The sequence below is a fragment of the Thauera sp. JM12B12 genome, from assembly GCF_039614725.1.
Taxonomy (GTDB): Bacteria; Pseudomonadota; Gammaproteobacteria; order Burkholderiales; family Rhodocyclaceae; genus Thauera.
The window spans coordinates 89,703-112,868 of sequence record NZ_CP154859.1 but is presented as its reverse complement, the minus strand read 5'-3'; the positions used below and the strand labels follow the sequence as shown (position 1 = coordinate 112,868).

The following is a 23,166-nucleotide window of genomic DNA, read 5'->3' as shown; positions in this document are numbered from 1 at the left end:
CGCGCAGGCGCGTGCCCTCACGTAGAATGGGCGTCCCAGCCTCCGTGCACGATTCACGGTCCTCCTGGCACCGCGTCCGCCTCCTGCCCGCGAGTCGGCGCGGCCCAGCTTGGGCCGCCCCTCCTCATGGCAGACACCTCGCCGCGCGTCCTGTCGGTCATTCCGCCGATGACGCAGCTCAACACCCCCTACCCGTCCACGGCCTATCTCACCGGCTTCCTGCGCTCGCGCGGCATCGACGCGGTGCAGGACGACCTCGCGCTCAAGCTGGTGCTGCGCCTGCTCTCGCCCGCCGGCCTGGACGACATCCGCGCGCGCGCCGAGGCCCTGCCTAGGAAGCAGCGCACGCCGCTGGTGCAGGGCTTCATCGAGCACTTCGCGCGCTACCGCTGCACCGTGGGCCCCGCCATTGCCTTCCTGCAGGGCCGCGACCCGACCATCGCCCACCGCATCGCCAGCCGGACCTTCCTGCCCGAGGGCCCGCGCTTCGACACGCTGGACGCCTACATCGACCCCGACGACCCCGAGGGCGGCGACCCGCTCGCCTGGGCCTTCGGGGCGTTGGGCCTGGCCGACCGCGCACGCCACCTCGCCACGCTCTACCTCAACGAGCTCGCCGACATCCTGCGCGACGCGGTCGATGCGCGCTTCGAGTTCGTGCGTTACGCCGAGTCGCTGGCGATGAGCCAGCCGAGCTTCGAGCCGCTCGCCGCCGCGCTCGCCGCACCGCCGACGCTGGTCGATGCCACCCTGCGCGCGCTCACCCTGGAGGCGATTGACCGCCACGCCCCGCGGGTGGTGCTGGTGTCCACGCCCTTCCCCGGTTCGGTGTACGGCGCCTTCCGCATCGCGCAGGCGATCAAGGCCGCGCACCCGGAGATCGTCACCGTGCTCGGCGGCGGCTTCGTCAATACCGAGCTGCGCGAGCTCGCCGAACCGCGGGTGTTCGATTACTTCGATTATGTGACGCTCGACGACGGCGAGCGCCCGCTGCTGGCGCTGCTCGAGCACCTGCAGGGCCGGCGCGGCAAGTCGCGCCTGGTGCGCAGCTTCGCGCGCGATGCCGAGACCGGCCAGGTCCGCTACATCAATCTCGTCGAGCCCGACGTGCCCTTCTCCGAGGTCGGCACCCCCACCTGGGACGGCCTGCCGCTCGACGGCTACCTGTCGGTGCTCGACATGCTCAACCCGATGCACCGGCTGTGGTCGGACGGGCGCTGGAACAAGCTCACCGTGGCCCACGGCTGCTACTGGAAGAAGTGCAGCTTCTGCGACGTCAGCCTCGACTACATCGGCCGCTACGACGGCGCCCCGGCCGCGCTGCTGGTCGACCGCATCGAGGCCATCATCGCCGAGACCGGCCAGACGGGCTTTCACTTCGTCGACGAGGCCGCGCCGCCCAAGGCGCTGCGCGCGCTCGCCGAGGAGTTGCTGCGGCGCGGGGTGGCGATCTCGTGGTGGGGCAACATCCGCTTCGAGAAGTCCTTCACCCCCGAGCTGTGCCAGCTGCTCGCCGACAGCGGCTGCATCGCGGTGTCGGGCGGGCTGGAGGTGGCCTCCGACCGCCTGCTGAAGCTGATGAAGAAGGGCGTGTCGGTGGAGCAGGTGGCGCGCGTCACCCACGCCTTCACCGAAGCCGGCGTGCTCGTCCACGCCTACCTGATGTACGGCTTTCCGACCCAGACGGTGCATGACACCGTGGATGCGCTCGAGTACGTGCGCCAGCTCTTCGAGGCCGGCTGCATCCAGTCGGGCTTCTTCCACCGCTTCGCGTGCACCGTGCATTCGCCGGTGGGCATGAATCCGCAGGAATACGGCGTCGAGCTGGTGCCCCTGCCCAAGGTCACCTTCGCCAAGAACGACGTCGGCTTCATCGACCCCACCGGCGTCGACCACGACAGCCTGGGCAAGGCGCTCAACAAGGCGCTATACAACTATATGCATGGCATCGGGCTGGATACCGACGTGCGCAGCTGGTTCGCCGAGCGCGTGCCGCGCCCGCGCGTGCCGCGACAGTTCATTGCACGGGCCCTCGCCCACAAAAACATCGCGTCGTGATGTTCCACACGCGCACCGCAGGCGATACGGGGATAGCATGCAGCCTGGCCCACCTTCTGAATATGCCGGCGCAATGAGACCATGGAAGACGAACTCCCGAACGGCCCGGACCTGAGGCTGCTCTTCGACGAGTCGAACCGGACGCTGAGCGTGAGCCTGGCGCCCGACCCGCGCTTTCCGCGCATCGACGCGCTGTGGCTGCGCAAGCGCCTTGCCGCCGCGGGCTACGACGAACTGCAGATCCGCCCCGAGCCGATCAAGCAGCTGATCGCGCGCTACAACGCAGGCGAGGCGGTGGCGCCGATCGAGATCGCCCACTGCGTCGATGCGAGCGTGCAGATCATGATCGCGCTCGATGGCCTGAGCGCCCGCCTGACGCTCGTCCCGGCCAAGGGTGGCACCGCGGCGACCCAGGCCGAGGTGCTCGCCCAGGTCCAGGCCAAGGGCATCGTCGAAGGGGTGCTGATGGACGAGATCAGTCGCGCCGTCGCCGCCGGCAAGGCCGACGATCTCGTGATCGCGCGCGGACGCGAGCCGGTGCCGGGCGACGATGGCCGGCTGGAATATCTGCTGCCCGAGATGCGCGAGCGCGTGCCGAGCATCCGGCCCTGCGGTCGCACCGACTACCGCGATCTCGGCGAGATCCAGATCGTGCACGCGGGCGATCCGCTGATGCGCCGCCATCCGCCGACACGCGGCACCGACGGCCTCGGCGTGCTCGGCCGCATCATCCTGCCGCGCCCCGGTCGCGACGTGCGCTTCGCCGCCGGCCTGAAGGGGGTGGCGCCTGCGGCCGACGATGCGGACCTGCTCGTCGCCGCCACCGACGGCCAACCGCTGCGGGTGCGCGGGGGCATCATGGTGGAACCGATCTACACCGTGGATGCGGTCAACATGGCGACCGGCAACATCAACTTCGACGGCACCGTGCGGGTGCGCAACGACGTCCAGGCCGGCATGACCATCCGCGCCACCGGTGACATCGAGGTCGGCGGAACGGTCGAGCCGGCAACGCTGGAGGCGGGCGGCAACATCGTCGTGAAGGGCGGAGTGATGGGCGGGCTCGGTGGCAAGAGCGGCGGCAAGGACTACAGCGCCCACGCCCTGCGTTGCGGGGGCAGCTTTGCCGCCACCTACGCCCAGCAGGCCCGCATCGTCGCCGGCGACTCGATCTTCATCGACGACCTCGCGATGCAGTGCCAGCTCGAGGCGAAGAATCACATCCGCGTGGGCAACTACCGGCGCGGCCACATCATCGGCGGTCTCACCCGCGCCTGCCTGTCGATCCACGCACGCGTGATCGGGGCGCCAAACCGCATCCGCACCGAGCTCGAGATCGGCAACGATCCGGCGCTCGCGCTGGCGGTCCAGGAGAAGGCCGAGGCGCGTGACATGCGCGAGAACAAGCTGCTCGAAATCGGCAAGCTGCTCACCGTCGCCGATCGCAATCCGGGCAAGTTCGCGCCCGACATCGTGGCGCGCGCCGAGGAGGCTGCCGCGACCATGTCGGCCGAGATCGAGGCCCTGCGCGAAGAGGAAGAGGACCTGCGCTATCGCCTGACGCTGACCCAGCAGGCACGCGTCAATGCCGAGACCGCCCTCTACGAGGGCTGCGTCGTCAGCATGGGCGAACAGTCGCTGCGCATCCCGCAGGACCGCGGCGCGAGCACCGTCCGGCTCGCCGAATCCGGCCTGGGCCTGTTCCCGCTCGAGGACAGCCCCGACGCCGAAGCACCACAACGCCCCACCGGACTGGACGCCCCGCGCCGCGGGCGGTGAACGCATGCGGCCGGTGGCGGACGGCCTGCGCCACCCGCCACCGGCCGCTGCAGCGACCGTGCGCGGCTTACTTCAGCGCGGCCAGCGCGGCTGCGTAATCCGGCTCTTCCTTGATCTCCGGAACCAGCTGCGAATGCACGACCTTGTCGTTGGCGTCGATGACCACCACGGCGCGCGCGGTGATGCCGGCGAGCGGACCGGAGGTGATCGCCACGCCGTAGTCCTGGGCGAAGCCCGGGTTGCGGAAGGTCGACAGCGTGTGCACGTTCTTGAGGCCTTCGGTCTCGCAGAAGCGCTTGGCGGCGAAGGGCAAGTCGGCGGACACGACCAGCACCACGGTGTCGGCCAGGCCGCCGGCCTCGGTGTTGAACTTGCGGGTCGAGGTGGCGCACACCGGGGTGTCGAGGCTGGGCACGATGTTCAGCACCTTGCGCTTGCCGGCGAAGGCGTCGAGGCCGACGTCGGCGAGGTCGGCTGCGGTCAGCTTGAACGCGGGGGCGGCATCGCCCGCCTGCGGGAAACGGCCGGCCACGTCGATCGGGTTGCCACCGAGGGTCACTTTGCTCATGGGGTCTTCTCCTGTTGGTGAGATTGTGCCGGCTTGTACGATTTCGGCGCCGGCTGGTCCGGTCGTTAGCCTACACGAAGGCGGCGCTGACGGCAGAGGCCGCCTGAGCTATGTTGAATATCAGGCGGCGATGCCAGGGGGCCTCACATGGAACCGGTGGATCTGTTCTACAGCTATGCACACGAGGACGAAGCGTTGCGCGACGAACTCGACGGCCACCTCGCGCTGCTGCGCCGCAAGGGCGTGATCCGTCCCTGGCACGACCGCGGCATCGTTCCGGGCCAGCAGTGGGACCAGGCGATCGATAGCCAGCTCACCGGCGCCGACCTGATCCTGCTCCTGGTGAGCAAGGATTTTCTCAACTCCGACTACATCTGGGGCAAGGAGCTGGCCACCGCGATGTCCCGTGCCGAGCGCGGCGACGCCAGCGTGGTGCCTGTCCTGCTGCGCGCGGTGGACATCGAGGATGCGCCCTTCGCCCACCTGCAGGGCCTGCCCACCGACCTGCGCCCGGTCACCTCCTGGCCCAACCGCGACGAGGCGTGGACCGACGTCGCAAAGGGCATCCGGCGCACCGTCGAGGGCATCCAGCAGCGTTGGGCAGAGGCCCCGCCGCCCGTGCCGGCGGCGCCACGTTCGAGCGACTTCGGAACCGCGTCCGCGCGCGCACCGGCGCCGCAGGACACGCTCGGGGCACGGCCCGGGCGTGGTGGCGTGCGCGACCGCGCCGCCGATGCCGCGCAGGAGCTGCGCGCGGAGAAGCTACTGCGCCGCATGATCGGCGGCTTTGCCGATGAGCTCGCGGTGGCGGCCCGCGTGCGCGGCGTGAGCGCGATGGACAACGCCGACGCCGAGGGCATGGCCGAGGCGCTGATCGCGATGCCGGAGCAGAAGCGCGTGCTCTGGGTGGACGACAAGCCGGAGGGCAACCGCCACGAGATCGCCGCGCTGGCGAAGCTGCAGATCGAGGTCGTCACCGCGCGCAGCACCGAAGAAGCGCTCGCCCGCCTCGATGCCGACGCCGAAGGCTTCGACCTGATCCTGTCCGACTGGGACCGTCCGGAAGCACTCGAGGGCATGGCGAGCGCGGGGCTGAAGCTCCTGCACGCGCTGGCCGCCCGCCCGCAACGACCGCCGGTGGCGTTCTACCACGGCGCCTTCGATGCCGCGCTCCGTTCCAGGCGGCGCGAGGCCCTGCTCCAGGCCGGCGCCGTTGGCGAGGCGGTCACGCCCGGCGAACTGCTCACCCTCGTGCGGACCGCGCTCGAGTCACGTTGAGGCGCACTCGCGGCAGGCGCGGGGCGGCGCTGCGGCAGGCGGACGACCCGCGCCCCCCGGTCAGCGCATCGCGCGCAGGCGGGCGATGCGCTCCTGCGTGGAGGGGTGGGTGGAGAACAGCCCGCGCAGGCCGCCGCCCGAGAGCGGGTTCATGATCATCATCTGCGCGGTCTCGGGATGCTGCTCGGCGGTGTGCATCGGGATGCCGCGGGCGTAGGCGTCGATCTTGGCGAGCGCGGCGGCGAGCGCCTCGGGGTCGCCGGAGATCTCCGCGCCGCCGCGGTCGGCGCCGAACTCGCGGGTGCGGCTGATCGCCATCTGGATGACCATGCCGGCGAGCGGCGCGAGGATCATCATCGCGATCGATACCACCGGGTTGGGGCGGTCCTCGCCGTCACGGCCGCCGAAGAACATGCCGAAGTTGGCCAGCATCGAGATCGCACCGGCGATGGTCGCCGAGATGGTCGAGATCAGGATGTCGCGGTTCTTCACGTGCGCCAGCTCGTGCGCCATCACGCCGCGCAGCTCGCGCTCGGAAAGCATGCGCATGATGCCGGTGGTGGCGGCGACCGCGGCGTTCTCCGGGTTGCGGCCGGTGGCGAAGGCGTTGGGCTGGGCCTCGTCGATGATGTAGACCTTGGGCATCGGCAGTTCGGCGCGCTGGGCGAGCTCGCGCACCATGTTGTACAGGTAGGGCGAGGACGCGGCATCGACCTCGCGCGCCTTGTACATCTTGAGCACGGCCTTGTCCGAGAACCAGTAGGCCCAGAAATTCATCGCGCCACCGACGACGAGCGCGATCAGCATGCCCTGCTGGCCGCCGATGGCCGCGCCCATAGCGCCGAACAGGGCGACGATGCCGGCCATGAGGATGGTGGTCTTAATCCAGTTTCCGAACATTGCGGAATCCTTCCTGAAAAAATTGATTCTTGAGCTTAGTTTGGGCCCCTCGGGGACGAATACAAGGGCTGCGCACACCGGACCGGCCTCCGTGGGAGCGGGCTTGCCCGCGAATCCGGCGTTTCCGGCCGCGACTTTCGCGGGCAAGCCCGCTCCCACGGGACGGTTGCTACCGTCCGACCGAGTCAGCCCGGCATGTCGAAGCGTTCGCCGACAGAGACCGGGAATCCGCGCACGAATTCCCCCGCAGGCAGGCGCTTGCTGCCGGGGCGCTGTAACACCGTGCAACGCAGTGCGTCGCGGCCGCAGGCGACCGTGATGCCCTCGGCGTCGACCGCGAGCACGGTGCCGGGCTCGCCCACGCCCGGCACGACCTTGCCCGACCAGCATTTCACCACCGTGTCGCGCAGGACGGCGGCGGCGCCGGGAAAGGGATCGAAGGCGCGCATCGCACGCTCGAGTTCCAGCGCCGGGCGTCTCCAGTCGATGGCGGCCTCGGCGCGGCCGATCTTCGCAGCGTAGGTCACCCCCGCCTCAGGTTGCGGGACGGCGACCAGCGCGCCACGCTGAAGCGCGGCCAGCGCCTCGACGATGCATTCGCCGCCGAGCACCGCCAGGCGGTCGTGCAGGCTGGCGGTGCTATCCGTCGGCTGGATGGGGAGCGCCCGCCGAAGCAGCATCGCGCCGGTGTCCAGGCCTTCGTCCATCTGCATGATGGTGATGCCGGTCTCGGTGTCGCCGGCCTCGATCGCGCGGTGGATCGGCGCCGCGCCGCGCCAGCGCGGCAACAGCGAGGCGTGGATGTTGATGCAGCCCAGGCGCGGCAGGGCGAGCACGGCCGGCGGCAGGATGAGCCCGTAGGCGGCCACCACCAGCACGTCGGGCGCGCAGGCGGCGAGGCGCGCACGCTGCTCCTCGGTGCGCAGCTTCTCGGGCTGGTCGACCTCGAGCCCGCGCGCAAGCGCAAGCTGCTTGACCGGACTCGGCGAGAGCTTCATGCCGCGCCCGGCGGGGCGGTCGGGCTGGGTAAGCACCAGCGGCACCGGGTAGCCGGCGTCGAGCAGGGCCTGCAGCGCCTGCGCGGCGAATTCGGGCGTGCCGGCGAAGGCGACGCGCAGTGCGGCCGGGGTCTGAGCGGTACCCATCACGCGGTGATGCGCGCTTTCTTGGCCAGCTTGGCCTTGATGCGACCGAGCTTGAGCTGCGACAGGTACTCCACGAAGACCTTTCCATCGAGGTGATCGATCTCGTGCTGGACGCATACGGCGAGCAGACCATCGGCCTCGAACTCGCGGGATTCGCCTTTTTCGTTCAGGGCGCGAACTTTCACACGCTCGGCACGCGTCACCTTCTCGTAGATTCCGGGTACGGACAGACAACCCTCCTCGCACACCTGCTCACCGTCGCGCTCGATGATTTCGGGGTTGATCAGTGCCATTAGGCCGGATTTGTCCTCGCTCACGTCGATCACGACCACGCGCTGGTGAACGTTGACCTGGGTGGCGGCGAGCCCGATGCCGGGCGCTTCGTACATGGTTTCGGCCATGTCTTGCACCAGCTGCCGGATTTCGTCATTGACCTCGGCGACCGGTCGGGCGACCGTGTGAAGACGGGGATCGGGGTAGCGGAGAATGGGTAGGAGAGCCATGAATGCCTTGCTGCGTTAAGCCTTTAAGTGCAGAATTTCGAGCGGTTTCACATGCATCGGCATGTATTACGACGGGATATCGGAGCAGGTCGCGGAGGCGTCCGCGACTTTCGTCGTTGACGGCTTCGACCCCCACCAGCATGCGGCGTTCCGGGCCCGGCCCGGCCTGTTCCGCCACGAACGGAAGCGAACAATGATCCGAATTATATTCCCTCTGCTCGTCGGCTTCGCCACGCTGCTCGGCGCAAGCGCCCATGCCCAGTCCGGCGTGCGCCTCGCCGACAACGCGCCCGACAGCTACACGGTGGTGCGCGGCGACACGCTGTGGGACATCTCCGGCCGCTTCCTGCAGGAACCCTGGCGCTGGCCCGAAGTCTGGCGACTGAACCGCGACCAGATCCGCAACCCGCACCTCATCTATCCCGGCCAGGTCATCCTGCTCGATCGCAGCGGTCCGTGGCTGTCCGTGGGTCGCCGCGTCGGCGGCGGCACGCAGTCGGACCGGCTGCAGCCGAAGGTCTACACCGAGCAGCTCGAGAGCGCCGTGCCGAGCATCCCCTTGCAGGTGATCGAACCCTTCCTCAATCGCCCGCTGGTGGTCGACCAGCCGCGGCTGGACGGGTCGGCCACCATCATCGCCACCGAGACCAGCCGCGTGCTGACCGGTTCGGGCGACACGGTGTTCGCCAAGAACGTCGATCCCGACACCGATGTGTGGCACATCTACCGCCCCGCGCGTCCGCTCGAGGATCCGGTCACGCGGGAGACCATCGCCTGGGAAGCCGCCTATCTCGGCACCGCCCGCGTCACCGAGCGCGGCGAACCGACCACGCTGGAGATCGTATCCGCGGTGGAGGAAATCGGCGTCGGTGACCTGATGATGCCGAGCGAGCGCCCGAGCGTGTTCTCCTATGCCCCCCATGCGCCCGAACAGGCGGTCGAGGGCCGCGTCATCAGCATCCATCGTGGCGTGAGCGAGACCGGCCGCCTCCACGTGGTGGCGCTCAGCGTCGGCGAGCGCGATGGCCTGGAGCGCGGCCATGTGCTGTCGCTGTTCCGCAACCGCGGCACCGCCGAGTACCGCGGCGAGGGCGGCAAGGAGACCTACCAGTTGCCGGAAAAGCGCTACGGCGTCGTGTTCGTCTTCCGCGTCTTCGAGCGCGTCTCGTACGCACTGGTGATGGAATCCGACGGTCCGGTGACGATCGCCGACGCGGTCCGCAAGCCCTGATCGGCGCCGCCCGGCTCACCTCTTGTCCACCGCAAGCCCGAACGCGGCCGCCGACGAACTCGCCGACTGGCTGCGCCTGAGCGCGGTCCCGGGCCTCGGTGCCGAGCGCCAGCGCAGCCTGCTCGCCGCCTTCGGGCTGCCGCGCCACGTCTTCGCTGCCGGCCGCAGCGCGCTGGCCGGCGTGGTCGGCCGCGAACTGGCCGATGCAGTGCTGTCGGCACGGCAGGACGACGCCATCGCGCGCACGCTGGCCTGGGCTGCCGAACCGGGCAGCCACATCCTGACGCTCGCCGACGAAGCCTACCCGCGCAGCCTGCTCGACATCGCCGACCCACCCATCCTGCTTTACGTGAAGGGCGACCCAGCGCTGCTGCAGCGCCCGGCGATCGCGCTCGTCGGCGCGCGCTCGGCGACCGCCCAGGGCGAGGTCAATGCCGCCGCCTTCGCGCGCAGCCTGGCCGAAGCCGGTCTCACCATCGTCAGCGGGCTGGCGCTGGGCATCGATGCTGCAGCCCATCGCGGCGCGCTCGCCGGCGGCGCGGCGGCCGGCGGTACGGTCGCGGTGATCGGCACCGGCATCGACCGCATCTACCCTGCGCGCAACGCCGCCCTGGCCCGCGACATCGCCAGCGCGGGCGCGATCGTCAGCGAGTTCCCGCTCGGCACCCCGCCGCTGCAGCACAACTTTCCGCGCCGCAACCGCATCATCGCCGGACTCGCCCAGGGCGTGCTGGTGGTCGAGGCGGCGCTGGGCAGCGGCTCGCTGATCACCGCCCGCCTCGCCACCGAGAGCGGGCGCGAGGTGTTCGCGATTCCAGGCTCGATCCATTCGCCCCTTGCGCGCGGCTGCCACCGCCTGATCCGCGAGGGCGCCAAGCTGGTCGAGACCGCCGAGGACGTGATCGAGGAACTGCGCGGCCGGCTCGGCTGGCCCGCGCCCACCCCGCAACCGAAACCCCAGGGCCGACGGACGACGCGAACCGTGGCCACGCCCCCGGCGTCGGTTGCACAGGCGCATCTGGCACTCGATGACGAGACCGCGCAGGTGCTCGCGCTGATCGGGCACGACCCGGTGGACATCGACACGCTCGCCGCCCGCTCCGGCTTGACGGTCGATGCCCTCTACGCCATCCTGCTGCCACTCGAGCTGGACGGACACCTTGCGCGCATGCCGGGCGGACGCTTCCAGCGCACCTGAATCGGCCCCTTCGCCGCCACCGCATACAACAGACGCACACACGACCGCGACGCCGCGCTCACGCCCCCGGGCGAAGGCCGCCGTTGCCGGCCGAAGCGGGCCTACCGGGCGCCCCCGGATCCCCTGCCCCCGCCGAATCGACAAGAGGCCGTTTTGTTCGACATCCTCGTATACCTCTTCGAAAGCTACATCCACGCCGACGCCTGCCCGGAACCCGACCAGCTCACCCGCAAGCTGTCGGCCGCCGGCTTCGAGGAGGAGGAAATCTCCGAAGCGCTGGAGTGGCTCTCGGGCCTGCGCCGGGTGGCGCGCGACATTCATCCGGGCATCGCGCCCAGCGCGGGCTCGGTGCGCATCTACGCCGACGACGAGCACGCGCGGCTCGACGCCCGCTGCCGCGGCTTCCTGAGCCTGCTCGAGAGCGCCGGGGTGCTCAGCCCCGCGCACCGCGAGCTGATCATCGAGCGCGCGATGGCACTCACCGACTTCAGCATCACGCTCAACCGCCTCAAGGTCATCGTGCTGATGGTGCTGTGGCAGCAGGAGGAGCCGATCGACACGCTGATGGTCGACGAGCTCCTCACCGAAGAGGACGACTGGGGCTACGAACCGATCGTGCATTGAACGGTCAATCCGCCCGTCTTGCACGCGCAAGCCTGCCGTCCGTATCATCCGCCGCTTCCGAACCCCCGCGCCGCCATCGGCGCGAATGCCGTCTACAGCCCGAGCATGAGCAAGCAACTGATCATCGCGGAAAAGCCTTCCGTCGCGCAGGACATCGCCCGTGCGCTGGGCGGCTTCACCAAGGAGAAGGACTACTTCGAGTCCGACGACTATGTGCTGTCGTCGGCCGTCGGCCACCTTCTCGAGCTCGCCGTGCCCGAGGAATTCGAGGTCAAGCGCGGCAAATGGACCTTCGCCCACCTGCCGGTGATCCCGCCCCACTTCGCGGTCAGGCCGATCGAGAAGACCGAGGACCGGCTCAAGCTGCTCACCCGGCTGATCAAGCGCAAGGACGTCACCGGCCTCATCAACGCCTGTGACGCGGGCCGCGAAGGCGAGCTGATCTTCAACTTCATCGCCCAGCACGCCGGCAGCAAGAAGCCGATGCAGCGCCTGTGGCTGCAGTCGATGACCGCGCAGGCGATCCGCGACGGCTTCGCCCACCTGCGCGCCGCGCAGGAGGTCGAGGGCCTGCGCAACGCGGCGATCTGCCGCGCCGAATCAGACTGGCTGATCGGCATCAACGGCACGCGCGCGATGACCGCGTTCAACTCCAAGACCGGCGGCTTCCACCTCACCACGGTGGGCCGCGTGCAGACGCCGACGCTGGCGATGGTGGTCGAGCGCGAGGACAAGATCCGCAAGTTCAAGTCGCGCGACTACTGGGAGCTCGAGGCGCGTTTCGGCTGCGCCGCCGGCGAGTACCCGGGGCGCTGGTTCGACGAGAAGTTCAAGCGCCCCGAGGGCGACGAGCACGCCACCGCCTTCCGCCTGTGGGACAAGGCCCAGGCCGAGGCCATCCGCGCCAAGTGCGCGGGCAAGCCGGGCGTCGTCAGCGAGGAAGCCAAGCCCTCCACCCAGCTGTCGCCGCTGCTGTTCGACCTCACCAGCCTGCAGCGCGAAGCCAACGGCCGCTTCGGCTTCTCCGCCCGCGTCACCCTGCAGCTGGCGCAGGCGCTTTACGAGAAGCACAAGGTGCTGACCTACCCGCGTACCGACGCGCGCGCGCTGCCCGAGGACTACCTCGGCACGGTGAGCGAGGTCATGCGCACCCTGCCCGACCAGTACGCACCCTTCGCCAACGAGATCGCCAAGCAGGGCTGGGTGAAGCCCAACAAGCGCATCTTCAACAACGCCAAGATCTCCGACCACTTCGCCATCATCCCCACCGGGGCGCTGCCGAAGAGCCTGTCGGACGCCGAATGGAAGATCTACGACCTGGTCACCAAGCGCTTCCTGGCGGTGTTCTACCCGGCGGCCGAGTACCAGATCACCACCCGCGTCACCCGCGTCGAGGGCGAGGCCTTCAAGACCGAGGGCAAGGTGCTGGTGAATCCGGGCTGGCTGGCGGTGTACGGCAAGGAAGCGGCCAGCGACGAGAAGGATGGAAAGCCTGGGGACGCCAAGGAAGGCGGCGGCCCGCAGCTGGTGGCGGTGAAGCAGGGCGAGACGGTGTCCACCGAGGACATCGCGGTGAAGGCGCTGCAGACCAAGCCGCCGGCGCGCTTCAACGAAGCCACGCTGCTCTCCGCCATGGAAGGCGCCGGCAAGATGGTCGACGACGAGGAGCTGCGCGCGGCGATGGCCGAGCGCGGCCTCGGCACCCCGGCGACACGCGCGCAGATCATCGAAGGCCTGATCAGCGAGCAGTACATCCACCGCGAGGGCCGCGAGCTGATCCCGAGCGCGAAGGCCTTCTCGCTGATCACGCTGCTGAAGGGCCTGGGCGTCACCGCGCTGACCTCGCCGGAACTGACCGGCGGCTGGGAATACAAGCTCGCGCAGATGGAGCACGGCAAGCTCAGCCGCGAAGCCTTCATGAACGAGATCGCCGAGATGACGCGCGAGGTCGTCGAGCGCGCCAAGCGCTACGAGTCCGACACCGTGCCCGGCGAGTTCGTCACCCTGCAGACGCCGTGCCCGAAGTGCGGCGGCGTGGTGAAGGAGAACTACAAGAAGTTCGCCTGCCAGGCCTGCGACTGGAGCACCTGGAAGATCGTCGCCGGCCGCCAGTTCGAGTACGACGAGATCGAGACCCTGCTGCGCGAGGGCAAGGTCGGGCCGCTGCTCGGCTTCCGCAACAAGATGGGGCGTCTGTTCAACGCCGACATCGTGTTGAACGAGGACAAGCAGCCCACTTTCGACTTCGGCCAGCCCAAGGAAGGCGAGGAAGCCGAGGCGGTGGATTTCTCCGCGCAAGAGAGCATCGGTGCCTGCCCCAAATGCGCCAGCCGCGTGTTCGAGCACGGCATGGCCTATGTGTGCGAGAAGTCCGTCGGCCCGGGCAAGAGCTGCGATTTCCGCTCCGGCAAGGTCATCCTGCAGCAGCCGATCGAGCGCGAGCAGATGGCCAAGCTGCTGACCGAGGGCAAGACCGACTTGCTCAAGGGCTTCGTGTCGGCACGCACGCGGCGCAAGTTTTCCGCCTTCCTGGTGCGCGGCAAGGACGGGAAGGTCGGCTTCGAGTTCGAGGCCAAGGCGCCGAAGGCGGGTGCCAAGACCGCAGTCGCGGCCGCGCAGGAGGGCGAGGCCCCCGCGCAGAAACGCACCGCATCACGCAAGAAGACCGGCTGAGCGCCCCGCCGACGGGGGCATGACCGCGGCTGCGCCCCCGACGGCGCTCACCCTCACGCGCATGCCCTTCCCACGCCTGCGCCGCCCCCACGCCTGCGCCGCCCCCGCGGCTGAGCGCGGCCCTGCGCGCCCGAGCGACACTGCCCCGGGCCCGGTCTTGGACCCCTCAGGCCCAATCCGCTCGCGGCGCAAGGCACGCTCGCCGATAGCCCGTCTCGATCCTCGAATAGCAGCTTCTTATTGATCTGTCCTGGCGGACGAAAAGTTTGCAGATCCTTTGATCTGCATCAGATTTCGCCGGCACGCGAGCAATACCCCTCTGCTAGCATGGTCTCCAAAGTATTCGCATATTCGCACACACCGAAACGTGGAAATGCACCGGTTCGGAGCCCCCGAATCCCTGCGAGTGCAGTGGACCGATTCATCGCAAGAGGGGTATCGACATGAAGGCACACACACTCACCCTGGCTGCACTGGCCGCCGGCCTGCTCGGGTTCTCCGCCCTCGCCCAGGCCTACGACGCCGACTGGAAACGCGGCCGGATCTACTACCGCAGCGTGTGCACCGCCTGCCATGCGGCGCAGACGGGCGGCTCGATCGCCCCCAGCACGATGACCATCGCCGAATGGAAGGCCTACGTCGAGGCGGACAAGCATGCCCAGGGCAAGGACACGCTGAGCCAGTACGTCGGCAAGGACTACCGCGCCAGCATCCGCGCCCAGAACAAGGCCGCGGACAAGTTCGCCGACGTGCCGGACGCCGAGCTGCTCGAGGATGTGAAGGCCTTCGTGATCAAGGGCGCGAAGGACGGCGACGCGCCGGCGAGCTGCAGCTGAAGAATTCGAACGGCGGAGCCGACGGCCACCGCCGCAGCAGATGACAAGAAGACGATCAAGAAGGGGCAAGTCACATGAAGAAGCATCTACTCGCCAGCGCCGTCGTGGCCGCGCTGGCGCTCATCCAGGCCGGGCCGCTCGCAACGGATGCTGCGGCCGCCGAGAAGGCCACCGAGAACGCCGCCGAAGTCGCCAGGGCCGACTGGTACCACACCCTGGTCGATGCGGCCTTCGTCGCCCAGCACGCGGTGCTGCCCAAGCCCGAGGGCGTGCTGATCATCGACGCGCGTCCAAGCACGCGCAAATACGACCCGGGCCACATTCCCACCGCGATCAACATCCCGGACACCCAGTTCGACAAGCACATCGACAGGCTGCCGCAGGACAAGAACACGCTGTTGATCTTCTACTGCGACGGCGTCGAGTGCATGCTCAGCCACAAGTCCGCATTCAAGGCCGAGAAGCTCGGCTACACCCAGGTCCGCGTCTACCCCGCCGGCTATCCCGACTGGCTTGCCAGTGGCCACATCGGCGCGATCTCGGTGCCCTACCTGAAGAAGCTGATGGACGAAGGCGCGCCGATGACCCTGATCGACTCGCGGCCGAAGGAGCGCAAGTACGACAAGGGCCACATCCCGGGTGCGATCAGCCTGCCCGACAGCCAGTTCGACAAGCTCGTCGACCGCCTGCCGGCCGACAAGGCAAGCCCGCTCTACTTCTATTGCGAGGGGCTCAGCTGCAAGCTGAGCTCGGATTCGGCCGCACGCGCGGTGAAGCTGGGCTACACCAACGTCAAGGTCGTGCCCGAAGGCTATCCCGAGTGGGTGCGCCTGTATGGCGCGGGCGAGGGCGCGCACGCCGCAGCGGCCCCGACGGCGCCGTCGATCGGGGCCGGCAAGGAAAGCGGCTCGATCGCCGTAGCCTCGCTGGAGACGATCCTCAAGGAAGCGCCCGGCAGCGTGCACCTGATCGACGTGCGCGATCCGAACGAATTCGCCACAGGCTCCTTCCCTGGCGCAATCAACGAGCCCGTGAGCAAGCTCGAGGACCGCATCGACGCGCTGCCCATCGACAAGCCGATCGTCTTCTTCTGCGGCGCGGGCGGGCGCAGCGGCGAGGCCCACGACATGGCCAAGCTCTACAAGCCGGCGCTCGTGACCTACTTCGTCAATGCCGACATCAAGTGGAAGTCCGACGGCAGCTACACCATCACCGAGAAGTGAGCGCAACCGGCCAAGGCCCGCTCGCGATCCCGTCGCACGGGCCTCCACCGGAACTTACCGGGAGAACGAGGACATGAATCGCATGCCAGTTATCGCCCCCGCAGGGCGCCGCGCGATGTTCGCCGCCCTGCTCGCACTGTTGTGCGTCGGGGCACCGCTGCCCGGCACGCCCGCGGCCCACGCCAAGGGCGCGAGCACCGCCGACCACAGCAAGTTCAAGGCGCTCCAGCAGAGCTTCGCCTCCGGCCCCGAGGTCACCAGGGCCTGTCTGTCCTGCCACACGGAGGCGGCCAGCCAGGTGCATCGCACCAAGCACTGGACCTGGGAGTTCCTCAACCCCACGACCGAGCAGCGCCTGGGCAAGAAGAACGTCATCAACAACTTCTGCATCTCGGTGCCGTCGAACTACGCCTTCTGCAGCAGCTGCCACGTCGGCTACGGCTGGAAGGACAACAACTTCGACTTCGGCGCGCAGGAGAACGTCGACTGCCTGGTCTGCCACGACACCACCGGCAGCTATCGCAAGCTGCCGGGCCTGGCCGGCCACCCGACCTACAAGGACATCGAGAATCCTCCCGGATCGGGCCGCATTGCCAAGGCGCCCGACCTGACGCGGATCGCCCAAAGCATCGGCAAGAGCAGCCGCGACACCTGTGGCGCCTGCCACTTCTTCGGCGGCGGCGGCGACGGCGTCAAGCATGGCGACATGGACTCGTCGCTGGCCGCGCCGGATCGCGAGGTCGATGTCCACATGGACGCCACCGGGCTCGATTTCACCTGCGCCACCTGCCACAAGACGTCCAGCCACGACGTGCCGGGCAGCCGCTACAACCCGGTCGCCAAGGACACCGGCGACGCGCACATCCCGGGCAAGGACGACACGTCCTCGCCGGCGACGTGCCAGAGCTGCCACGGCCAGGCACCGCACAAGAAGGGCGAGCACGTCGCCAAGCTCAACGATCACACCGACGTCGTGGCCTGCCAGACCTGCCACATCCCCACCATCGCGCGCGGTGGTGTGGCGACGAAGATGCGCTGGGACTGGTCGACCGCCGGCCGGATGGATGCCAACGGCAAGCCGATGGTGGTGAAGGACGACAAGGGCCACGTGATCTACGACTCGAAGAAGGGCGACTTCGTCCTCGGCGAGAACGTCGTGCCCGAGTACCGCTGGTTCAACGGCGACGTCACCTACACCCTGCTCGGCGACAAGGTGGACAAGAGCCAGGGCGTGACCCGGATCAACACGCTGGGCGGCAGCGCCGACGACGGCCGCTCGCTGATCTGGCCGATGAAGGTGTTCCGCGGCCGCCAGCCCTACGACGCCGGGAACCAGACCCTGGTCACCCCGCACACCGCGGGCAACGACGACACCGCGTACTGGAAGAACTTCGGCTGGGAGAAGGCGATCGCCAGCGGCATGGAGGCATCGGGCGCACCGTTCTCGGGCAGATACGACTTCATCGACACCGAGATGTCGTGGCCGATCACGCACATGGTGGCGCCCAAGGAGAACGCAGTGGGCTGCAACGAATGCCATGCCCGCGGCGGGCGCCTCGAGGCCATCGAGGGCATCTACATTCCCGGACGCGACCGCAACCCGCGGCTGAACACCCTGGGCTGGCTGGCCGCCGCCGCGGTGCTGGCCGGCGTGCTGGTGCACGGGCTGATCCGCATCCTGCGCCGCAAGCACTGAACCGAAGGGGAGAACGTCATGGCACGCATCTACATCTTTGCCCGCTTCGAGCGCTTCTGGCACTGGGCGCAGGCGCTGCTGATCATCGGCCTGCTCATCACCGGCTTCGAGATCCACGGCAGCTACACCCTGCTCGGTTTCGAAGGCGCCCACACGGTGCACACCACCGCCGCCTGGGCACTGATCACCTTGTGGGTGTTCGCGATCTTCTGGCACTTCACCACCGGTGAATGGCGCCAGTACGTCCCGACCTTCCGCAACATCGACAAGGTGATCCGTCACTATGCGTGGGGGATCTTCCAGGGCGAACCGCATCCCTTCAAGGTCACCCGCGCGCGCAAGCACAACCCGATGCAGGCGCAGGCCTACCTGGCGGTGAAAGTCCTGATCAACCCGCTGATCTGGCTCTCGGGCCTGGCCTACCTGTTCTACAACGAGCTCGTGGCCGCAGGCTTCGCCGCCGACCTCGGCACCATCGCCTTGCTGCACAACGCCGGCGCCTTCATGATGCTGTTGTTCCTGATCGCCCACGTCTACCTGATCACCACCGGCCACACGGTGGGCGCCCACCTCAAGGCGATGATCACCGGCTGGGAAGAGGTCGACGACGAACCCGCCCGCTGAGGCGCCGCCCGGCGCGGTCGCTTGACCGGCAGCGGTCGCGCCTTCCTCATTCGACACCCCTCGACAACGACAACGCGGCGGGCGCCCGGCCGGGCCCGCCGCAACACCCCCGACCCCGATGAACGACCGCTCCGAAGCCATCGCCCCCGCCTTCGGCGACCCTGCCACGCCGGCGGGGCTGTCCGCACCCGGCATTCCCGCCTATCTGCAGAAGATCTACTGGTGGGCCTACCTGCATCCCAAGGCCGTGCGCGTGTTCGAGCGCGAATGGCTGGTGAACCTCATCCTGTGGGGCAACTTCAGGCGCCTGCGCGACGCGGCGCTCGACGAGTTCGGCGAGCGCATCGAGCAGCACGTGCTGCAGATCGCCTGCGTGTATGGCGACTTCACCCAGCGCATCGCCGCCCGCCTCCACGGCAAGGGCCGGCTCGACGTCGTCGACGTCGCCCCGATCCAGCTCGCCAACCTGCGCCGCAAGCTCGGCACGAACTCCCCCGTGCGGCTGCACCGCCAGGATTCGAGCGCGCTCGACTTCCCCACCGCGAGCGTCGATGCGAGCCTGCTGTTCTTCCTTCTTCACGAGCAGCCCGAGGCGGTGCGCCGGGCCACACTGGCCGAAGCCCTGCGCGTCACGCGTCCGGGCGGCAAGGTGGTGATCGTCGACTACCACCGGCCGCGGCGCTGGCACCCGCTGCGGCTGCCGATGCATGCGGTCCTGCGTACGCTCGAGCCTTTCGCGCTCGACCTGTGGCGGCACGAGATCGCCGACTACCTGCCGCCAGGGCTCGATCGCGGCGCGATCGCCAAGCGCACCGCGTTCGGCGGGCTCTACCAGACGCTGGTGATCCAGCTCTGACCCAAACGAAAAACGGACCCGCAGGTCCGTTTCTCGTTGGTCGCCCCAGGGCGCGCGCTCAGGCCTCGAGCAGGCTGCGCAGCATCCAGGCCGTCTTCTCGTGCACCTGCATGCGCTGCGTCAGCAGATCCAGCGTAGGCTCGTCGCTCGCCTTGTCGGCGATCGGCGCGATGCTGCGCGCGGTCTTGACCACCGCTTCCTGGCCCTGGACCAGGAGGCGGATCATCTCCTGGGCGTTCGGCACGCCCTCCGGCTCGCTCATGCTGGTGAGCTTCTGGAATTCCTTGTAGGTACCCGGAGCCGGGAAGCCGAGCGCGCGGATACGCTCCGCGATCTCATCCACCGCCAGCGCGAGTTCGTTGTACTGGGTCTCGAACATCGTGTGCAGGGTGTTGAACATCGGACCGGTGACGTTCCAGTGGAAGTTGTGCGTGGTGAGGTACAGCGTATAGCTGTCGGCCAGCAGGCGGGACAGGCCTTCCGCGATCTTCGCGCGATCCTTCTTGTTGATGCCGATATCGATATCCATGCCGACTCTCCTTGTGGAAGCAATTCGTTGGGCGCCTTTCGACGCCGGCTGCAGTCACATGCTAGACAAATTTCGACGATTGATCCAATTGATCGATGGAATTCCCTTGATCCGGCAGGGCTATCACGGACGCCCGCGTCCGACCGGCCTCACGCCGGGCAGGGCGCTGTCGAGGATCGCCGTCCGCAGCACGTCGATCGCCCCGCTGCGCGGATAGGTGACCCGCCAGGCGAGCGCCACGCGGCGCGAGGGTTCGGGCGCGGAGAACGGGCGAACCGCAACGAGCTGATTCTGGTTCGACAGCTCGTCGGCCGCCGAACTCGGCAGCACGGTGACGCCGAGCCCGGTGGCGACCATGTGACGGATGGTCTCGAGCGAGCTGCCCTCGAGCGTGCGTTGCAGCCCGCCGATGTTGCGGCAGCTCGGGCACACCTCGAGTACCTGCTCGCGGAAGCAGTTGCCGGCGCCCAGCAGGAGCAGCTGATCATCGGCGAGGTGCTCGGCGGCGATCGCCTGCTCGGCCGTCCACGGGTGATCGGCCGGCAGCAGCACGCGGAAGGGCTCGTCATACACCGGCTGGGCGACGACGCCAGCCTCCTCGAAGGGCAGGCTGATGACGATGACGTCGAGCTCGCCACGCTTGAGCGACTCGGCCAGGCGGGCGGTGAAGTTCTCCTGGATGATCAACGGCATCCTGGGCGCGAGCTGGTGCACGCGCGGGATGAGGCGCGGCAGCAGGTAGGGCCCGATGGTGTAGATCACGCCCACGCGCAGCGGGCCGGCAAGCGGGTCCTTGCCGGCGGCGGCGATTTCCTGGATCTGGCCAGCCTCCATCAGCACCTTCTCGGCCTGGGCCACGATGCGTCGTCCGGTCTCGGTGATCTTGACCTCGGAGGCGCTGCGCTCGAAGAGCTGGATGCCGAGCTCCTCCTCGACCTTCTTCACCGCGACCGAGAGCGTGGGCTGGGAGACGTGGCATTTTTCGGCTGCGCGGCCGAAGTGCCGCTCGTGGGCGAGGGCGACGAGATAGCGCAGGTCGGTAAGTGTCATGACGAAAGTGGAGAACTCGTTCCGGGCACCCGAACCGGGCAGCGACGCTGGAATATTACCTCTTACGCCGGACCGGTGCTCAGCGCCGGTCCGGCGGCGCGTCGGTATACTTCGGCACTCGCACGGGTCCCCTCCTTCGCATCGATGACGCTCCCCGCACGCCAACGCCTCACGCCGCTCATTGCCCTGATGGCGCTCTGCCTCGCGCTGCCGCTGCGGGCCGAAGACCGTTTCTTCCAGCCCCTGCCGGTCGTGCTCAGCGCCTCGCGACTGCCGCAGCCCTTGCAGGACACGCCGGGCGCGGTCACGGTGATCGACGCCGACCTTATCGCTGCAAGCGGCTATCGCCACCTCGCCCGCCTGTTCCGCCTGGTGCCGGGCATGCAGGTCGCGCAGGAGCGGGGCCACCAGCAGTGGGTCACCTACCACGGGCTCGGCGCCGACTATCCCAACCAGATGCAGGTGCTGGTGGACGGACGCTCGGTCTATTCGCCGCACTACTCCGGCGGCGCCAACTGGAGCGCGCTGCCGGTGACGCTCGCCGACATCGAGCGCATCGAGATCGTCCGCGGTTCGAACTCGGCAAGCTACGGCTCGAACGCCTTTCTCGGCGTGGTCAACATCGTCACCCGCCACACCGCCGCGGAAACCGGCAGTTCGCTGCGGACGCGGATCGGCAGCGCCGGAATTGCAGACCTGGAGGCGCGCACGCTCGTCCATGCGGGCGTGCTGGGCCTGCGCCTGAGCGTACAGGAGCAGCGCGATGACGGCTGGCCAGGCCTGCGCGACGACCAGCACCTGCGCCGTGTCGGCCTGCGCGGCGACGTCGATCTCGGCGCCACCGATGCAATCGAATTCGCCGCCGGCTACACCGAGGGCCGGCTCGGCGAGGGCTATCCGGACACCCTCTTCGACGGCAGCGGCGAGCGCGATCTCGAGCAGCGCGACCACAGCGTTCACATCGCATGGCGCCACGTCCCCTCCGCGGACGAAGAATGGTCGCTATCCTGGTACCGCAACCGCGAGCACACCACCGATGCCTGGCGGGTAGACTCGCAGGCGAACTGTTCCCCCGGCGCCCCCGGGATCGGCCCCTTGTGCGCCAGGCTGCTCGCCAGCCCACGGCTGTTCGGCGACGTGAACAACAACCGCAGCAGCCTGCGCGACAACATCGCGCTCCAGCACCGCTTCACCGCGGCCGAAGGCCTGCGCGTGCTGTGGGGCAGCGAGTGGCGCTACGACCGTATCGAATCCGACTTCCTGTTCCAGGACGGCCGCCGGCCCTCGCAACATGAGTGGCGGCTGTTCAGCAACGCCGAGTGGCGCAGCGCGCCCAGCTGGCTGTGGAACGTCGGTGCCATGGCCGAGCACCTCGAGCACGACCGCCTGCGCTTCGCTCCGCGCGTCTTCCTGAACTGGCAGCCCCGCGACGACATGACCTGGCGCATCGGCTATTCCCGCGCCTGGCGCCAGCCCACCCTCTACGAGCGCTGGGCCAACGTACGCGTGTCGGTCGACGGCCTCGGCGTGGTCAATCAGCGCCACACCCCGAATGCGAGCCTCCGCCCGCAGCAGATCGACGCCTGGGAGATCGGCTACCTCGGCGCGACGCCCTGGGGCGGCCTGCTCGACGTTCGCGTGTTCGACGAGCGTATCCGCGACTACATCCGGCGCACCCCGATCGCACTTACCGCGCCCTTCGAGCGCAGCGCGACGCTGCAGGCATTCGAGGGCGAGCGGCCCTACCTGATCCATGAGGTCATGGGCGCCACGCAGTGGGCAAACATGCCCGGCACGATCCGCCTCACCGGCCTCGAGTACCAGCTCAGCCTCGAGCCGCGCGCGGGGACCACGCTGCTGTTCAGCCACACCCTCATCGACCGCCGCGCAGACGCGCCGGCAGTGCGGCGCAGCGTGGCGCCGCACGCCGCCACGCTGACCTGGCTGCAGGACATCGGTGCCTGGCAGTCGACCCTGAGCCTGCTGCGAATGGGGCCGCTGGAGGCGGGCACCGGCTACGTGCCGGGCCTGCGCCACACCGTTCCCGCCTACACCAGCCTCGACTGGAGCCTTGGCCGCCGCCTGCACGCAGGCAGCCAGGTGGTCGACATGCGCCTGACCGCCATCAACCTGCTCGGCGACCACCAGGAGCTCGCCCACAAGCCATTGCAGGCCATGCCCCAGCACCGCGGGCGCACACCCAACAGGACTGGGCGCCAGGTCTTCCTGACCGTGGACCTGCCGTTCTGAGCCCGCGCGCGCCGGAGATGCCGGCCCGACACTTGATCAGCGTCGGGCACGCCCCAAACTTGCAAACAGTTGTGAACAAGGGAACAGACGAAACGAATCGGCGTCCACTGCCCGTCGTCGGCATTGAACCAACCACGGAATCGAC

19 protein-coding genes are annotated in these 23,166 nt (G+C 68.7%); 13 read left to right on the top strand and 6 right to left on the bottom strand.

The annotated features are described in order from the left end of the window. Nucleotides 1-126 precede the first annotated feature (126 nt). A complete protein-coding gene (locus tag AAG895_RS00460) occupies nucleotides 127-2,058 on the top strand; it encodes a radical SAM protein (protein WP_345793606.1) in 1,932 nt (643 codons plus the stop codon). 81 nt (nucleotides 2,059-2,139) lie between these two features. Next, nucleotides 2,140-3,837, top strand: coding sequence for a FapA family protein (locus AAG895_RS00455; RefSeq protein WP_345793605.1), 1,698 nt, complete (start codon nucleotides 2,140-2,142; stop codon nucleotides 3,835-3,837). Nucleotides 3,838-3,904: 67 nt separating this feature from the next. Here AAG895_RS00455 and tpx read toward each other — a convergent pair whose 3' ends face one another. Continuing rightward, nucleotides 3,905-4,405, bottom strand: coding sequence for a thiol peroxidase (gene tpx / locus AAG895_RS00450; RefSeq protein WP_345793604.1), 501 nt, complete (start codon nucleotides 4,403-4,405; stop codon nucleotides 3,905-3,907). 147 nt (nucleotides 4,406-4,552) lie between these two features. Between tpx and AAG895_RS00445 the strand changes: the two genes are divergently transcribed. Continuing rightward, on the top strand, nucleotides 4,553-5,683 hold the full coding sequence (locus AAG895_RS00445) for a TIR domain-containing protein (protein ID WP_345793603.1): 1,131 nt from the start codon (nucleotides 4,553-4,555) through the stop codon (nucleotides 5,681-5,683). Between the two features lie 60 nt (nucleotides 5,684-5,743). Here the strand turns inward: AAG895_RS00445 and htpX are convergent, their stop codons facing one another. From htpX to def, 3 genes are all read right to left on the bottom strand, one after another. After that, nucleotides 5,744-6,583, bottom strand: coding sequence for a zinc metalloprotease HtpX (gene htpX, locus AAG895_RS00440; RefSeq protein ID WP_345793602.1), 840 nt, complete (start codon nucleotides 6,581-6,583; stop codon nucleotides 5,744-5,746). A 185-nt stretch (nucleotides 6,584-6,768) separates the two neighbouring features. Then, nucleotides 6,769-7,728, bottom strand: coding sequence for a methionyl-tRNA formyltransferase (gene fmt / locus AAG895_RS00435; RefSeq protein WP_345793601.1), 960 nt, complete (start codon nucleotides 7,726-7,728; stop codon nucleotides 6,769-6,771). After that, complete coding sequence (gene def / locus AAG895_RS00430) at nucleotides 7,728-8,231, bottom strand: peptide deformylase (protein ID WP_345793600.1); 504 nt, start codon at nucleotides 8,229-8,231, stop codon at nucleotides 7,728-7,730. The genes fmt and def overlap by 1 nt, the downstream gene beginning before the upstream one ends. 193 nt (nucleotides 8,232-8,424) lie before the next feature. Here def and AAG895_RS00425 point away from each other — a divergent pair, with 193 nt between their 5' ends. The 9 genes from AAG895_RS00425 (at nucleotide 8,425) to rquA (ending at nucleotide 19,192) form a co-directional block, all read left to right on the top strand. Continuing rightward, nucleotides 8,425-9,462, top strand: coding sequence for a LysM domain-containing protein (locus AAG895_RS00425; protein WP_345793599.1), 1,038 nt, complete (start codon nucleotides 8,425-8,427; stop codon nucleotides 9,460-9,462). A 22-nt stretch (nucleotides 9,463-9,484) separates the two neighbouring features. Then, a complete protein-coding gene (dprA, locus tag AAG895_RS00420) occupies nucleotides 9,485-10,660 on the top strand; it encodes a DNA-processing protein DprA (RefSeq protein ID WP_345793598.1) in 1,176 nt (391 codons plus the stop codon). A gap of 153 nt (nucleotides 10,661-10,813) precedes the next feature. Next, complete coding sequence (locus tag AAG895_RS00415) at nucleotides 10,814-11,284, top strand: DUF494 domain-containing protein (RefSeq protein ID WP_345793597.1); 471 nt, start codon at nucleotides 10,814-10,816, stop codon at nucleotides 11,282-11,284. Nucleotides 11,285-11,389: 105 nt separating this feature from the next. Then, nucleotides 11,390-13,957, top strand: a complete 2,568-nt coding sequence (locus AAG895_RS00410; RefSeq protein ID WP_345793596.1) for a DNA topoisomerase III — start codon at nucleotides 11,390-11,392, stop codon at nucleotides 13,955-13,957. Nucleotides 13,958-14,400: 443 nt separating this feature from the next. Then, a complete protein-coding gene (locus AAG895_RS00405) occupies nucleotides 14,401-14,793 on the top strand; it encodes a hypothetical protein (RefSeq protein ID WP_345793595.1) in 393 nt (130 codons plus the stop codon). 74 nt (nucleotides 14,794-14,867) lie between these two features. Continuing rightward, nucleotides 14,868-16,016: a rhodanese-like domain-containing protein gene (locus AAG895_RS00400; protein ID WP_345793594.1), complete on the top strand. Its 1,149-nt coding sequence runs from the start codon at nucleotides 14,868-14,870 to the stop codon at nucleotides 16,014-16,016. 82 nt (nucleotides 16,017-16,098) lie between these two features. Continuing rightward, a complete protein-coding gene (locus tag AAG895_RS00395; RefSeq protein WP_345793593.1) occupies nucleotides 16,099-17,712 on the top strand; it encodes a tetrathionate reductase family octaheme c-type cytochrome in 1,614 nt (537 codons plus the stop codon). A gap of 18 nt (nucleotides 17,713-17,730) precedes the next feature. After that, complete coding sequence (locus tag AAG895_RS00390) at nucleotides 17,731-18,336, top strand: cytochrome b/b6 domain-containing protein (RefSeq protein WP_345793592.1); 606 nt, start codon at nucleotides 17,731-17,733, stop codon at nucleotides 18,334-18,336. Nucleotides 18,337-18,454: 118 nt separating this feature from the next. Further along, a complete protein-coding gene (gene rquA, locus AAG895_RS00385; RefSeq protein ID WP_345793591.1) occupies nucleotides 18,455-19,192 on the top strand; it encodes a rhodoquinone biosynthesis methyltransferase RquA in 738 nt (245 codons plus the stop codon). A gap of 58 nt (nucleotides 19,193-19,250) precedes the next feature. On the opposite strand, the gene AAG895_RS00380 is transcribed toward rquA, so the two are convergent. After that, nucleotides 19,251-19,721, bottom strand: coding sequence for a Dps family protein (locus AAG895_RS00380; RefSeq protein WP_345793590.1), 471 nt, complete (start codon nucleotides 19,719-19,721; stop codon nucleotides 19,251-19,253). 123 nt (nucleotides 19,722-19,844) lie between these two features. Further along, entirely contained in the window at nucleotides 19,845-20,771 is a 927-nt protein-coding gene (locus AAG895_RS00375; protein ID WP_345793589.1) for a hydrogen peroxide-inducible genes activator, read from the bottom strand. Between the two features lie 144 nt (nucleotides 20,772-20,915). On the opposite strand from AAG895_RS00375, the gene AAG895_RS00370 reads away from it, so the two are divergent. Next, nucleotides 20,916-23,021 (top strand): TonB-dependent receptor, encoded by a 2,106-nt coding sequence (locus AAG895_RS00370; protein ID WP_345793588.1) that lies wholly within the window; start codon nucleotides 20,916-20,918, stop codon nucleotides 23,019-23,021. Nucleotides 23,022-23,166 lie beyond the last annotated feature (145 nt).